This is a genomic window from Jutongia hominis, assembly GCF_014384965.1.
In the GTDB taxonomy this organism is placed as follows: domain Bacteria; phylum Bacillota; class Clostridia; order Lachnospirales; family Lachnospiraceae; genus Butyribacter; species Butyribacter hominis.
The window spans coordinates 116,129-130,441 of sequence record NZ_JACRSW010000032.1 but is presented as its reverse complement, the minus strand read 5'-3'; the positions used below and the strand labels follow the sequence as shown (position 1 = coordinate 130,441).

The window sequence follows — 14,313 nt, the reverse complement described above, 5'->3', positions numbered from 1 at the left end:
TGCGAAAGGAAGGTTACATTATGGCAAAGACAGAAGAAATCAGTGGTGTACAGAAGGCGGCAATTCTTCTGATATCACTTGGTCCGGAAAAATCTGCCAATGTGTTTAAACATTTAAAAGAAGATGAGATTGAACAGCTCACTTTGGAAATTGCAAATACAAGGAGCGTCTCGCCTGCAATGAAGGACGCTGTACTGGATGAATTTTATGAGGTTTGTTTGGCACAGCAGTATATTGCGGAAGGTGGTATCGCTTATGCGAAAGAGCTTCTTGAAAAATCACTTGGTGCAGAACGTGCCAAGGATGTTATTGGTAAACTGACTGCATCCTTGCAGGTTCGTCCATTTGAGTTTGTCCGCAAAACGGATGCAAATCAGTTATTAAACTTTATTCAGGATGAACATCCACAGACGATCGCTTTGATCTTGTCGTATCTGCCTTCAGCACAGTCAGCAGCAATTATTTCTGCATTGACACCGGATAAACAGACAGATGTAGCAAAGCGTATTGCACAGATGGATCGTACTGCACCGGATGTGATCAAAGAGGTGGAAAAAGTATTGGAACAGAAACTTGCTTCTCTTGTCAATCAGGATTACACGATCGTTGGCGGTGTCGACTCTATAGTAGAAATCTTAAATACAGTTGATCGTGGAACAGAAAAACATATTATGGAAAGTCTCGAAATCGAAGATCCGGAACTTGCAGACGAGATCCGCAAAAAGATGTTCGTATTCGAAGATATCTTGTCGCTTGATGACCGTTCGGTTCAGCGTGTATTACGAGAAGTGGATAACAATGAACTTGCCGTAGCGTTGAAGGGTTCTACAGAGGAAGTACAGAATTTGATCTTTAGTAATCTTTCATCCCGTCTGGCAACGATGATCAAAGAAGATATGGACTTTATGGGTCCTGTACGAATGAAAGATGTTGAAGAAGCACAGCAGAAGATCGTTAATATCATCCGTAAGTTGGAAGATTCTGCTGAGATCATTATCTCCAGAGGCGGAGGTGACGAGATAGTTGTCTAATTTAATTAAATCCGTCTATTTTAATTTTGATACAAAAGCTACAAGATCAATTGATTCTGATGAAAGAATAGAGGAGTTTATTCCTGATATTTTTGAAGAAAAGAAAGAAGAACCGTCTTTTGAACAACTCAATGTTGCAGCACTTTCGGGAGCTGACCGGACAGATCAGATGTTTGATAATGGGATTCCGGTGATCTCAATGGATGATGTGGTCAGTCAGGAAAGAGAAAAATTGCAATCTGAATTACAGGAAGAGCAGGAGTCCATTCTTGCAAAAGCAAAAGAAGAAGCCGATGAGATTGTAAGACAGGCACAGGAAAATGCAGATGCAATCCGACAGCAGGCACAGGAAGATGGATATCAGACAGGTCTTGAACAAGGGCGCATAGAAGCACAGGAAGAGCTGCAGAAACAATCTGAGGCGTTCACACAGGAAATGGATCAAAAAAGAGCAGAACTTGAAGAACAGGAAAAAAAGCTTGAACCGGCCTTTGCCGAATTGGTTGTTTCGCTTGTGCGTAAGATTACCGGGATCAGTTGCGAGAATAAGAAAGATATTATTTTATATCTGATCGGAAACTCGCTTCGCAATATAGAAAAGACAAGCCATATCACAATTCGGGTATCAAAAGAAGATATCAGTCGTGTGGCTGCCAAAAAAAGTACATTAAAAGCAATCGCAAAAGACAGTGCTGAACTTGAAGTTGTGGAAGACAGCAGTTTAGAGGCAATGCAATGTATTATTGAAACAGATCATTCGATGATCGATTGCAGCCTGGATGCGCAATTGCAAAATCTGGAAGATCATGTAAAGTTGCTTTTATATTAACAGTGAGGAGCATATCGGTATGGTAGAAATTGACGTATCAAAATATAATATGCTTTTGGATCAGACTTATGAAACACGTTTGGGAAAAGTGGCAAAAGTTGTTGGTTTAACGATCGAATCAATTGGTCCGACTGCAAAACTAAATGATCTGTGTCATATTATCACGAAAGATACCAATCAGGTCATCAATGCAGAAGTCGTTGGTTTTCGTGACGATCGTGTGCTTTTGATGCCATACGATCAGGTTGCGGGAGTAGGGCTTGGCAGCCGTGTGGAAAATACGAATGCTCCATTAAAAGTAAAAGCCGGTGAAGAACTGCTTGGAAAAACGCTGGATGGTTTGGGAAATCCAATTGATGGTACAACGTTAGCACCAATGCAGGAATATTCGGTAGAAGCACAACCTCCTGATCCGTTGACAAGAGAGATTATTGATCAGGTTTTACCATTAGGTGTGCGTGCAGTAGATGGTTTGATCACGATCGGAAGAGGACAGAGAATTGGTATATTTGCCGGTAGTGGTGTGGGAAAGAGTACATTACTTGGTATGTTTGCAAGAAATACAAAAGCAGATATCAATGTGATCGCACTGATTGGAGAGCGTGGACGAGAAGTCAGAGAGTTTATCGAGCGGGATTTAGGTCCGGAAGGTATGGCAAGATCTGTTGTGGTAGTTGCAACTTCTGATAAGCCGGCATTGATCCGTAATAAAGCTGCAAAAACTGCGACTGCAATAGCAGAATATTTCAGAGATCAGGGAAAAGATGTGCTTTTAATGATGGATTCGTTGACACGTTTTTCTATGGCACAGCGAGAAATTGGTCTTGCTTCAGGTGAACCACCTGTTTCCAGAGGATATCCGCCCAGTGTGTATTCAGAAATGCCAAAGCTGCTTGAAAGAGCGGGACGTTCTGATAAAGGATCGATTACAGGTCTGTACACCGTATTAGTAGATGGTGACGACTTTAATGAACCAATCACGGATACAGCCCGAAGTATTTTGGATGGTCATATTGTCCTAGACCGTAAGATCGCACAGAAAAATCATTATCCGGCCATAGATATTCTTGCAAGTATTTCACGTGTTATGAGCAGCATTGTAACAAAGGAACATAAAAAAGCCAGTGGTGAATTAAAGAATGTTTTAGCAACTTATGCGGAAGCGGAAGATCTTGTCAACATTGGTGCATATAAGCCGGGGTCTAACAAAAAAATTGATTTTGCATTATCTAAAATTGATGAAGTAAATGATTTTTTGATGCAGGATGTTTATGAAAAGTGTAATTTTGACGATGTAGTTAATGAGTTGATCGCTATCTTTAATGATGAAGAGAAAACGGATGCAGAGCAATAGATCATTGCAAAAAAGAAATATGGGTATGATATTTTATGGCTAAATTTGTTTTTAAATTACAAAATATACTTTCAATCAAAGAAAAGTTAGAAGATCAGGCAAAAGCAGAGTATGGTATGGAAATAATAAAGCTTCGTGAAGAAGAGGATTGTCTGAAACTTTTGATACATAAGAAAGAAAGCTATCAGCAGGAGTTAAAAGAGGCTCTTGCACAAATTCTGGTTTTATTTGAAATAAAAAAATTAGAACATGGAGTGGAGATTGTAAAAGATCGCATCGAAATGCAAAAGATTATTATAAAGAAGCAGCAAAAAAAAGTGGATCAGGCAAGAGAAAAGCTTGATGAAGCGATGAAAGAAAGAAAAACTTTTGAAAAGCTTAAAGAAAAAGCATTTGAAGAGTTTAAATTGGAAATAGAAGCACAGGAAAAGAAAGAAGTGGATGAATTAACCAGCTTTCGGTTTGGAAGTGCAAGGGAAAGTGAGGAAATATAATCAATGCCAAGAAGAAAAAAAGGTGACCAGGCACCAGAGACACAGGAGAAAGAAAGTGGAGGAAGCAGATTAGTTACAGCATTGATCGCCATTGTGATCATTTTAATATGGCTTGCTGTGTTTGCTTTTCTTGTTAAATTGGATGTTGGTGGAATAGGAAGTAATGTTTTATATCCTGTGTTAAAAGATGTTCCGGTGATCAACAAGATTCTGCCGGAAGCATCTGAAGAACAGCAGGCACAGGAAGGAAACTATAAATACAACACATTGAAGTCAGCAAACGACAGAATCAATGAGTTGGAAAAAAGATTAGAGTCTGAGACAGGCACGACAACAGCAAATTCCGATTATATTTCGGAATTGGAAGCACAGGTTAAAAAGTTACAAAAATATAAAGACGAACAGGATGCATTTGAAAAGAGAGTCAAAGAGTTCGATCAAAAGGTTGTGTTTAATGATAATGCACCGGATATCAGCGAATATCGAAAATATTATGAAGAAATCGAACCTGCAAATGCAGAAAAGATTTACAAACAGGTATTAAATGAATTACAATATACTGAGAAAGCAAAAGAGCTTGGAACACAATATTCTAACATGGATGCAGCCTCTGCAGCAAAGATCTTAACAGAAATGTCGGAAGACTTAGATCTTGTATGTGATATTCTTGAAAATATGAAAGAATCACAAGCAGCACAGATTTTACAGAATATGGATAGTGATTATGCAGCGCAGATCACGAAAAAGATTGCTGCGGTAAAAGACAAATAATTTAATGTATTACCGCAAACAACATGATTTGGTGTCCACAGAATAATTCTGTTGACATAGATAGCAAAAAGATCGTCCGTACACGATCGGTATTTGCGAATAGAAAAAAAGGAGGTGAATACATGGCAGGAGTACAGACAGTCAATTTGACTAAGATTGCTGTTTCTGATACCAAAGTAACCGTACAGGCTTCAAATTCCGGACAACAGTTTCAGAATATTTTAAATAGTACCGGAAGTGTAGAAAACAATGGAAATGCTGCAAAAAACAGCGTTTCAACAAATCAGAAGGTGTCTGATAAGACTCATGTTTCTGACAAAAGTTACCAGAAGATAAAAAATACAGACCAGACGACAAATACTGTTCGTACAGATGATAACACAACGGTTGATACGACAAATAAGTCATTAGCACAGGTACAGGATGATATTAAAGAAATTGTACAGGATGCAACCGGGATGGATGATAATATGTTGCAAAGTATGTTGGATTCTATGGGAATCATGTTGACAGATTTGTTAAATCCATCGACGTTACAGGACTTTGTTTTGCAGGTAAATGGAGCGTCTGAGAGTATGGATTTGGTGATGAATGAGTCTTTGATGAACAGTTATACAGCATTACTACAGGATCTGGCTGACTACATGTCAGGGAATGGTGATCAGATCGCAGCTGCGTTAGAGCAGTTATCACAGCCGACTTCAGTAGAAAACTTTGGAATTTCTATGGATGAGGTTCTCGATCCGGCACAGACAGAACAGACTGTGACAGAAGACATACCGGTACAGACACAGGATGCAGAATCAGTTGTTGTGAACACAGCAAAGAATGCACAGATAACAACACAGGATTCTAATGCAAACGATGATGCAATAGCGGATGATGGAAAGACAGAGGTAAAGAGTGTATCCGTTGTTTCTGAACAGCAGAATACATCTTTTGATGATTCTGATACAACAGAAGATAATAGTACACAGGAAGAACTTCAAAAGCTTTTTACATCGGATGCACAGCAGGAAACTGCTTTTGTACAGCAGGATGATACAGCAGTTTCGCAGCCATATGCAGTTGTTCAGGGGAATGTATCTCAGATTTATGATGCAAATGCAGTAAACAGTCATCAAATGCAGCAGATGGTACATATCGTACATCAGGTCAGTGAACAGATGCAGCAGTCTGTAACACAGAATACTACAGCCTTAGAGATGCAGCTGAATCCGGAAAGTCTTGGTAAAGTTCTTTTGAATCTTGTATCCAAAGAGGGTATGATGACAGCAACATTTCATGTGCAGACAGAAGAAGCCAGACAAGCTTTGGAAAGTCAGATGTACACTTTGAAGGAAAACTTAGAGGCAAAAGAGATTAAAGTGGAATCAGTGGAAGTGCATGTGTCAGACTTTAGTTTTGAGCAGAGCACCGAAGCAGAAGCACAAAGACAGAATGACATGCAAAATGGAAGTCAGCGCAAGTTCCGTTATAATGTAGCAGACGAGGAAGAAGATGATGGTATCATCGATGAGAAAGAAGCACTTCGTAAGGAAGTAATGCGCAACAATGGAAGCAGTATTGATTATACAGCGTAAGAAAGGAGGAAAAGCATGAGTGATTTAATAGCACCCGTAGATAGTGACGGAAAAGTGAATATATCAGAAACATCGCAAAAGACAGAAAGAAAATCAGGAGATACACTGGATAAAGAAGATTTCTTGCTGCTGTTAGTAACTCAAATGCAATATCAGGATCCGTTAGAGCCGACGAGTAATACAGAGTATGTAGCACAGCTTGCCCAGTTTAGTGAGTTAGAGCAGATGCAGAACTTAAACAGTACCACAGTAAATACTTCGGCATACAATCTGGTTGGAAAAGAAGTTTTGCTCAATCAGACATTATCATCAGGAGATGTGGTAGAAGTACAGGGAACAGTGGATTATGTTACTATTCAGAATGGAACAGCTTATGTATCGGTAAATGGTTCTTTATATGAGTTTGATGACATTGTTCAGGTAATTGATTCGAACTATCTGATATCGCAGTATATACCAAAAGTAGAGCAGCAGGTGATCAACTATTCACACGATGATCCACAGGATGTTATGGTATCCGGTATCAGTCTTGGTACAAATGGATATGAAGCAACCGGTTTTGCTGTTGTTATCATGGATGCAAACAATTCAAGTAATGTTACAAAAGTCGATGCATCGAAGTTAAGCTACAAGGATGGCAAGCTGACGATCGACAGAGAAGTATTTTCTAATCTTGATGCAGGAAATTACAAGATTGCATTTGTGTTTGATGATGCAAATAAGACAATGGATTATTCCAGTGTTTCATTATTTATCAAAGGAATCAAACAAAATAACAGCAGTTCTTCAGGTTCTGATTCATCAGATGATACAGATAAAACAGATGGTACAGAAAGTGTGAATGGTACAAACAGTACTGATAAAACAGACAGCACAGGTGATAATGACAGTACGGAAGGAACTGATGCAGTCTGAAAATAATGAGTACAGAAACAACCGGTCAAATGGAAATTAGATTGTAAGAAACAGGATTTGATCATAAGGAGGAAGAGTAATGCAGCGATTATATGAAAATTATTCATCTATCGAGCAGATGACTGATCGTTTGCTGCAAAGTGATAACAAAAAGACAAAGCATTCTTCCGAATCAGACCTTTCTTTCCGGGAAATTTTAAGCTCAACACAGGAAAAGAGCACATCATCAGCAGTCACAGGATTAAAATTTTCCAAACATGCAAATGCAAGACTGGCAACGAGGAATATCAATCTTTCAGACCAGCAGATGGAACGCTTAGAAAATGGAACAACGAAGGCACGGGAAAAAGGAATTCAGGAGTCTTTGATCATGGTAGATGATCTTGCATTTATTGTAAATGTCAAGAACAACACAGTTATTACAGCCGTTGGTGATTCGACGGATTCTATATTTACGAATATAGATGGAGCAGTTATCAGTTAGAACGTAAGAGTATAATGCCGGACCTTTTATGGAGGCGTTGAAATCTTGAATGACAGAGAGATTTCGCTTTACGTTTAAGTTTAAGGAGGAAAAAATTATGATGAGATCACTTTATTCTGGTGTAGCAGGTCTTAAAACACACCAGACAAAGATGGATGTTATTGGTAATAACATCGCAAATACAAATACAGTTGGTTTTAAATCCAGCAGTGTCAATTTTTCAGATACATTCTATCAGACTGTATCAAGTGCATCAGGAGCAAATGCAGAATTAGGAACCGCCGGTACCAATGCAAAGCAGATTGGTCTTGGTTCACAGGTTGCTTCGATCACAACCAATATTACCGACCAGGGTGGTCCTTCTACGACAAACCGTGCTTTGGATATCGCAATCAACGGTAGTGCCTTTTTAGTAGTACGTTCCGGAACAGATACCTACTTTACAAAATCGGGTGCATTAAATGTTGATGAAGCCGGTAACTTATATTGCACAACAAATGGTGCAACGGTTCAGGGCTGGTTAGCTGACGCAGATGGCAATATAGTAAAAGATACCGTAAAGGATCTTGCAATCATGAATGCAGAAAATTCATCTTATGCACCGGAAGCTACAACAGCAGTTACCGTATCCGGTAATATTGATCCAAATGATACAAAGTTAGAAGGTACAACAAATGCGACAACCGGTATTACAACAGGTGGACAGATTGTAAGCTTTAGTTTCTTTGATAATCTGGGTGAAAGCTATACAGCAAAATTATATATTACAAAATCTGCAAACCAGACAGCCGGTACAACTACATATGATATCCGCGTTGCTGATATTTTAAACTCTGATTCTCAGTCTATCTTTGTGAAGAAGAACGTTGATCCTACGACAGGTGCCGTTACATATTCCGAAACAGGTGCAACAATTAAGTTCGGTAGCGATACAGCAGCCGGTATCGCTGCAGGAAGCCTGAATGCAACAACCGGTGAATTTTCTTTAGATCCTGGTCTTGCATCAACAATCACATTCAGTAGTCAGACCGGCGATTTTGTATCAACGCCGACACGTACGAATGCAGAATTTTCCGGTAAAGCGATTAACTTATCCATCGTTGGACTGGATGCAACAAATACAGGTGTAAACAGCTCGTTTCCACAGTATGATGCAGCCTCTGATACAGGTGGTGTTAACATTTTCCTGAATAAGCTGACACAGTATTCTCAGGGTGGAACATCTAAGATCAGTAGTGTCAAGGGTGATCCGGATGGATACGATGCCGGTAATAAAGCGGGTGCATTATCCGGCATTTCCATTGATCAGGAAGGTAAGATTTATGGACAGTACAGCAATGGCTTAAAGAAGTGTCTCGCTCAGATGGCATTTGCTACTTTTGCAAACCCATCCGGTTTAGAGTCTGTTGGTGATAGTTTGTTTGCAGCTACATTGAATTCTGGTGAGTTTGATGGTGTTGGTGAGGAAGTAAACCAGTCAGGAAGTCTGACAGTAGGCGCATTGGAAATGTCTAATGTTGACCTTGCTAATGAATTTACACAGATGATCACAACACAGCGAGGTTTTCAGGCAAATTCAAGAATCATTACAACATCGGATACTATGTTAGAGGAATTAGTTAATCTGAAACGGTAATAACTTAAAAGTATAATAGGATGACACCGGGTTGTCATGCAAAGCGTGGCACTCGGTGTTCTATCATGTTAAGGGAGGAGAAAGAATGATTGAAGTAACGAGATTAAATGGAAAAGGATTGACGATCAACTCAGATCTGATCGAGATGATTGAAGAAACTCCTGATACTGTCATTACATTGACAACAGGAAAAAAAATAATTGTAAAAGAAAGTAGACAGATGGTAAAAAATCTTGTAAAATTATATAGGCAGGAATGCAATTCTACTGATTTTGTAGAATAATTATTACATAAGGTGGTGTGAATTTTGGATATAACAACTTTAATTGGTTTAGTGGCATGTTTTTGTTTTGTCTTTTTAGGTATTGTAACAGGTAATGAAGGTTTTGCTGCCTTAGGTCACTTTGGTGATACGGTGTCTGTATTCATTACATTAGGTGGTTCTACCTGTTGTATGCTTATTCAGGCAAAAAGTATTGGCGAATTCGTCGGATGCTTGAAATCATTTACACTTGCATTAAAGAAAAATGAGTCCAATGATGCAGAGGTGATCCAAAATATTGTGGATCTTTCTAATGTAGCAAGAAAAGAGGGACTTTTGGCTCTTGAAGAGATGGCAAATAACATTGAAGATGATTTCTTGAAAAAAGGAATTATGTTAATAGTAGATGGTACAGATCCTGAGCTGGTTCGTAATATTATGGAGACAGAACTAAATTCTGTGGACAAGCGTCATAATGAAAAGATTAATTTCTGGGCGAACTGGGCCGGCATGGGTCCTGCATGGGGAATGATCGGTACTTTGATCGGTCTGGTAAACATGCTTTATAACATGGAAGATATGTCTATGATCGGTCCAAACATGGCAGTTGCACTGCTTACAACTTTGTATGGTTCTTTGCTGGCAAACTGGATTTGTGTGCCGATTTCCTTTAAATTAAAGATGTTCAATGAGATGGAGATCACAGTTAAGGAAGTTATGGTAGAGGGCTTGTTGTCTATTCAGGCAGGTGAAAACCCTCGTGTAATTGAAGAAAAATTAAAATCATTCTTAGCTCCTTCTGATAGAGATATGGGCAATGATGAAAATGGTGGTGCTGCAGCAGCACCTGAAGGTGGTGAAGCTTAATGGCAAAAGCAAAAAAGCAGGAGACTGAAATTAAGACAGATGGTTGGAAAGATACCTTTTCTGATCTTATGAACCTTCTACTTTGCTTTTTCGTATTATTATATTCCATGTCCAATTTGGATGAAGTAAAGTATGCGGAACTGGTTGCTTCCATGTCAAATAGTTTTAGTATTTTTAGTGGCGGTGCACAGGCATTAGGGGATGGTAACCTGATATCAAGTGGTGCAACGCAGCTTAGTAACCTGGATGATTATTATACCGATATGGGAAAAGCAGCCGAGTCAGAGAATGAAACTGATCCGTCAAAAGAGTATGAAAAGGAAAAAGCAGCCGAACAGAAAAAACAGGCAGAACAATTATATAGTCAGGTTGTAGAAAAGACCGAGACGAATCGCTTGGAAGATTCATTAGATGTTACAATGGACAGCAATTACAATTATGTTATGATTTCTTTAAGCGGTGGTGTCCTTTTTCAGTCGGGAAGTGCAGAAATTCAATCCGGTGCAAAGCAGATACTTAGCGGAGTAGCTGTAATATTGAAACCTTATGAAGACCGGTTGATCAAAATTGAAGGACATACCGATAATGTTCCGATCAGTAATTCGAAATATGAAAGTAATCTGTGGCTGTCAACTGCCAGAGCAACCAAAGTATATGAATACTTTGTGGAAAAGAAACATTTAAGCGAGAAACATTTAGAAGCGTCCGGCAGAGGAAGTGTGGATCCGGTTGCTTCCAATAAGACGGCGGGAGGCCGGGCAAAAAACCGGCGTGTCGAGATTAAGATATATACAAATTCTAACTAGGCTGAACCAGAAAGGTGAGAAAAAAATGAAGAAAAATATTTTTAGTGTGATTATTACAGCTTTAACGGTTATCAATGTTGTTCTGACAGCGATTCTCTTTTTTGTAATGCTGCCAACATTCCAAAAAACAAATACATTGATTACACAGGTAGCATCTGTTTTAAATATTGAATTAGATGCTGACAAGAAGGCAAATGCAGACGAAAATTATACATTTAAAGATCTTGAAAATCTTGCTGTAGCATTTGATGCACAAGAAACTTATAACTTAAAGTCAGGTGCAGATGGAAAAGCGCATTATGCAATGTTAAAAGGTTATACATTGTCCTTGAATAAAACTTCAGAAGATTATAGTGATCTGAAAGATACGATTGATACAAATAAAGCAGAGATTACAGATATTATCCGTTCTGCAATTCAGAATCATACCATTGACGATGCAGACCAGGCAGCAATTCAGAAAGAATCTCTTGAAAAAATCCAGAAATTGCTTGATTCTAAGGTTATTGTTAAGGTAATGTTAGATGGATATGTAACACAATAAAATTGTTGCTTTTCATTAGAGTGAAAGTATGATATGATTATATTGTTGTAGATAAACTGAATAGAAATAGTATATTTTTATTCGGGTGTGAGGTGAAAAATATGGGTGATACCTTATCTCAAGCAGAGATAGATAGTTTACTCAATGCGCTGAGTACAGGTGAGATAAATCCGGATGAGTTAAATGACGTGGATGAGCGTGTTGTAAAAAATTACGACTTTGCCAGACCATCAAAGTTCTCAAAAGATCATTTAAGAACTTTGGAGATTATTTTTGAAAATTATGGACGATTATTATCGACAAACTTGCCGGCGTATTTAAGAAAAAACGTTCAGGTAGAAGTAATGAATGCGGAAGCAAATACCTATTCTGAATTTTCAAATGCTTTGTCGAATCCGGTACTTTTAGGGGTTGTTAATTTTGCACCCTTAGAAGGAAATATTATTTTGGAATTGGCAGATAATATTGGATTTGCTATAGTGGACCGCATGCTTGGCGGTACGGGCACTCCGTTAGATAAGAGCAGGGATTTTACAGAAATTGAATTAGTGATTTTAGAAAGAATCATAGAAGTATGTACAAATTTGCTGGTAGATCCTTGGGAAAGTGTTGTGGCTGTAGAACCAAGACTCGAACGAATCGAGACAAATTCGCAATTTGCACAGTTTATTTCACCAAGTGAAATGACAGCAATCGTTACAATGAATATTAAGATAGGTGATACGGAAGGATTAATGAATATATGTATTCCGTTTTCTTGTGTAGAGCCTGTTATTGATAAACTGAATACAAAATATTGGTATTCCGCTATGAAGGATGATACATCCGGCATGTATAAAGATGCAATTGAAACAATTATTGATCGTGCTAAGATTCCGGTACGTGCAATGCTTGGAAGAAGCACTATTTCCGTAAATGATTTTGCAAATATACAATTGGGTGATATTATTAAATTAGATACAAAAGTTGACGATGAACTGAATGTATATGTAGGTAATATTAAAAAGTTTACTGCATTACCTGGATCGAGTGCAGATTCCTATGCGGTCAGAGTCACTTCAGTTATAAAGGAGGAGCAATAGGTTATGGATGGAATGTTATCACAGGAAGAAATTGATGCCTTAACCGGTGGTAATTCTGCTACAAGTGAAGCGGATAGTGGTAGTTCGTCAGAACATACATTGACGGCTGCAGAAAGAGACGCCGTTGGCGAGATTGCCAACATCAATATGGGGACTGCGGCTACAACATTATCAACGCTGTTAAATCATAAGGTTACAATTACAACACCTCGTGTTTCTTATGTTACAATGAATGAGCTGTCCAAACAGTATGACAGACCATGTGTTTTTATACATATTTCTTATATTGACGGTATTGATGGTAATAATATTTTGATCTTAAAAGAACAGGATGTTAAGATCATTACAGATCTGATGATGGGCGGAGATGGTTCGAATACAGATGGAGAGCTTTCAGAACTTCATTTGAGTGCGATTAGTGAAGCCATGAATCAGATGATGGGGTCAGCGGCTACTTCTTTATCATCTATGTTGGAAAAGAAAGTGGATATCAGTCCGCCATCTGCAAGTCTTGTTGACTTGAATGATACAATAGACGATGATAAGATTGTAAGCTTTTTAGATGATGAAATTGTTCAGATTTCTTTTGATATGAAAATCGGTGATCTGGTTGACAGCCAGATTATGCAGTTATATCCTTTTGACTTTGCAAGAGATTTGTATCAGAAATTCATGGGCAATACCGAAGCTTCTGCTGATAAAGCAGCTGCAGCACAGCAGCCAGAACAGCCGCAGGTACCGGTTCAGCCGGCACCACAACCACAGATGGATGCGCCTCAGATGCAGGCAAATCCACAAATGGCACAGCCACAGATGCAGGCAAACCCACAAATGGCACAGCCACAGATGCAACAGCCATATATGATGCCGGCACCAAATATGGCTGTACAACCGGCACAGTTCCAGACATTCAATCAAGAGATAAGTCCTTTATTACAGCAGGAAAATATTGATCTGATCATGGATGTTCCTTTGGAAGTCACTGTTGAACTTGGCAGATCAAATAAATCTATTAAGGAAATTCTTGATTTTGCACCGGGAACGATTATCGAGCTTGATAAGTTAGCGGGCGAACCGGTTGATATTTTAGTTAATGGAAAGTTTGTTGCAAAAGGTGAAGTTGTTGTCATTGAAGAAAACTTTGGTATACGTATTGTAGAAATTACAAAATAGTAAAAATGCTGGAGGTGTAGTTATGTTTTTAGTTTTAACGGAAATGTCTACATTTACCAGCATTATTAAATTATTTTTGTTATTGGTACTTTTTTTTGTATTACTTTATGGAGCACATTTATTTACAAAATGGTATGCAAAATCCGGTTATGTGAATGCGAAGTCATCGAATATACAAATTATAGAGACGCAGCAGGTAGTTCCGGGTAAAAGTATTGTAATTGTTAAAGTAGGTGAAAAATACATTGCTTTTCTTCTTATGAAAGACAATGCGGTTTTTTTAACAGAATTATCAAAAGATGAACTATCTTTTAATCAGGTGATCCAAAAGACGGACGTTTCTAAAATGACAATGAATTTTACAGATGTTTTTCAAAAAGTAAAAAATTATAATCATAAAAAAAAGGATCAGGAAACCAAAAAAGAGGATGATTTTTGAATTTATTATAAATAGATGTGATACAACCGACAGTATTGTATGC

The 14,313-nt window shown here is 38.3% G+C and carries 16 protein-coding genes; all 16 read left to right on the top strand.

What is annotated here, in order from left to right; all coding sequences use genetic code 11:
• The first annotated feature begins 20 nt into the window (after positions 1–20).
• The 16 genes from fliG (at position 21) to H8700_RS09435 (ending at position 14,270) form a co-directional block, all read left to right on the top strand.
• A complete protein-coding gene (gene fliG, locus H8700_RS09510) occupies positions 21–1,031 on the top strand; it encodes a flagellar motor switch protein FliG (protein WP_249305365.1) in 1,011 nt (336 codons plus the stop codon).
• The gene (locus H8700_RS09505) at positions 1,024–1,860 is read left to right on the top strand and encodes a FliH/SctL family protein (RefSeq protein ID WP_249305363.1); all 837 of its coding nucleotides are present in this window, start codon (positions 1,024–1,026) and stop codon (positions 1,858–1,860) included. Before fliG ends, H8700_RS09505 begins: the two co-directional genes overlap by 8 nt.
• A gap of 19 nt (positions 1,861–1,879) precedes the next feature.
• Positions 1,880–3,214 carry a flagellar protein export ATPase FliI gene (fliI, locus tag H8700_RS09500; protein WP_178413492.1) on the top strand — a complete coding sequence of 445 codons (1,335 nt, stop codon included), beginning with the start codon at positions 1,880–1,882 and terminating at the stop codon, positions 3,212–3,214.
• A 35-nt stretch (positions 3,215–3,249) separates the two neighbouring features.
• Complete coding sequence (fliJ, locus tag H8700_RS09495) at positions 3,250–3,708, top strand: flagellar export protein FliJ (protein ID WP_022141923.1); 459 nt, start codon at positions 3,250–3,252, stop codon at positions 3,706–3,708.
• 3 nt (positions 3,709–3,711) lie between these two features.
• Positions 3,712–4,479: a magnesium transporter MgtE N-terminal domain-containing protein gene (locus H8700_RS09490; protein ID WP_022141924.1), complete on the top strand. Its 768-nt coding sequence runs from the start codon at positions 3,712–3,714 to the stop codon at positions 4,477–4,479.
• Positions 4,480–4,601: 122 nt separating this feature from the next.
• Entirely contained in the window at positions 4,602–6,062 is a 1,461-nt protein-coding gene (locus tag H8700_RS09485) for a flagellar hook-length control protein FliK (protein ID WP_249305359.1), read from the top strand.
• A 15-nt stretch (positions 6,063–6,077) separates the two neighbouring features.
• A complete protein-coding gene (locus H8700_RS09480) occupies positions 6,078–6,977 on the top strand; it encodes a flagellar hook capping FlgD N-terminal domain-containing protein (RefSeq protein WP_249305357.1) in 900 nt (299 codons plus the stop codon).
• Between the two features lie 79 nt (positions 6,978–7,056).
• Positions 7,057–7,461, top strand: a complete 405-nt coding sequence (locus H8700_RS09475; protein ID WP_022141927.1) for a TIGR02530 family flagellar biosynthesis protein — start codon at positions 7,057–7,059, stop codon at positions 7,459–7,461.
• A 97-nt stretch (positions 7,462–7,558) separates the two neighbouring features.
• Positions 7,559–9,097 (top strand): flagellar hook protein FlgE, encoded by a 1,539-nt coding sequence (locus H8700_RS09470; RefSeq protein ID WP_249305355.1) that lies wholly within the window; start codon positions 7,559–7,561, stop codon positions 9,095–9,097.
• Between the two features lie 85 nt (positions 9,098–9,182).
• The gene (locus tag H8700_RS09465; RefSeq protein ID WP_022141929.1) at positions 9,183–9,380 is read left to right on the top strand and encodes a flagellar FlbD family protein; all 198 of its coding nucleotides are present in this window, start codon (positions 9,183–9,185) and stop codon (positions 9,378–9,380) included.
• Between the two features lie 24 nt (positions 9,381–9,404).
• Positions 9,405–10,226, top strand: coding sequence for a motility protein A (locus tag H8700_RS09460; RefSeq protein WP_249305352.1), 822 nt, complete (start codon positions 9,405–9,407; stop codon positions 10,224–10,226).
• Positions 10,226–11,032, top strand: a complete 807-nt coding sequence (locus H8700_RS09455; protein WP_022141931.1) for an OmpA/MotB family protein — start codon at positions 10,226–10,228, stop codon at positions 11,030–11,032. Before H8700_RS09460 ends, H8700_RS09455 begins: the two co-directional genes overlap by 1 nt.
• Before the next feature lie 25 nt (positions 11,033–11,057).
• Positions 11,058–11,576 (top strand): flagellar basal body-associated FliL family protein, encoded by a 519-nt coding sequence (locus H8700_RS09450; RefSeq protein WP_022141932.1) that lies wholly within the window; start codon positions 11,058–11,060, stop codon positions 11,574–11,576.
• Positions 11,577–11,677: 101 nt separating this feature from the next.
• Positions 11,678–12,658 carry a flagellar motor switch protein FliM gene (gene fliM, locus H8700_RS09445; RefSeq protein WP_022141933.1) on the top strand — a complete coding sequence of 327 codons (981 nt, stop codon included), beginning with the start codon at positions 11,678–11,680 and terminating at the stop codon, positions 12,656–12,658.
• 3 nt (positions 12,659–12,661) lie between these two features.
• Positions 12,662–13,831: a flagellar motor switch phosphatase FliY gene (gene fliY, locus H8700_RS09440; protein WP_249305350.1), complete on the top strand. Its 1,170-nt coding sequence runs from the start codon at positions 12,662–12,664 to the stop codon at positions 13,829–13,831.
• A gap of 22 nt (positions 13,832–13,853) precedes the next feature.
• The gene (locus H8700_RS09435; RefSeq protein ID WP_249305349.1) at positions 13,854–14,270 is read left to right on the top strand and encodes a flagellar biosynthetic protein FliO; all 417 of its coding nucleotides are present in this window, start codon (positions 13,854–13,856) and stop codon (positions 14,268–14,270) included.
• Positions 14,271–14,313: the final 43 nt, after the last annotated feature.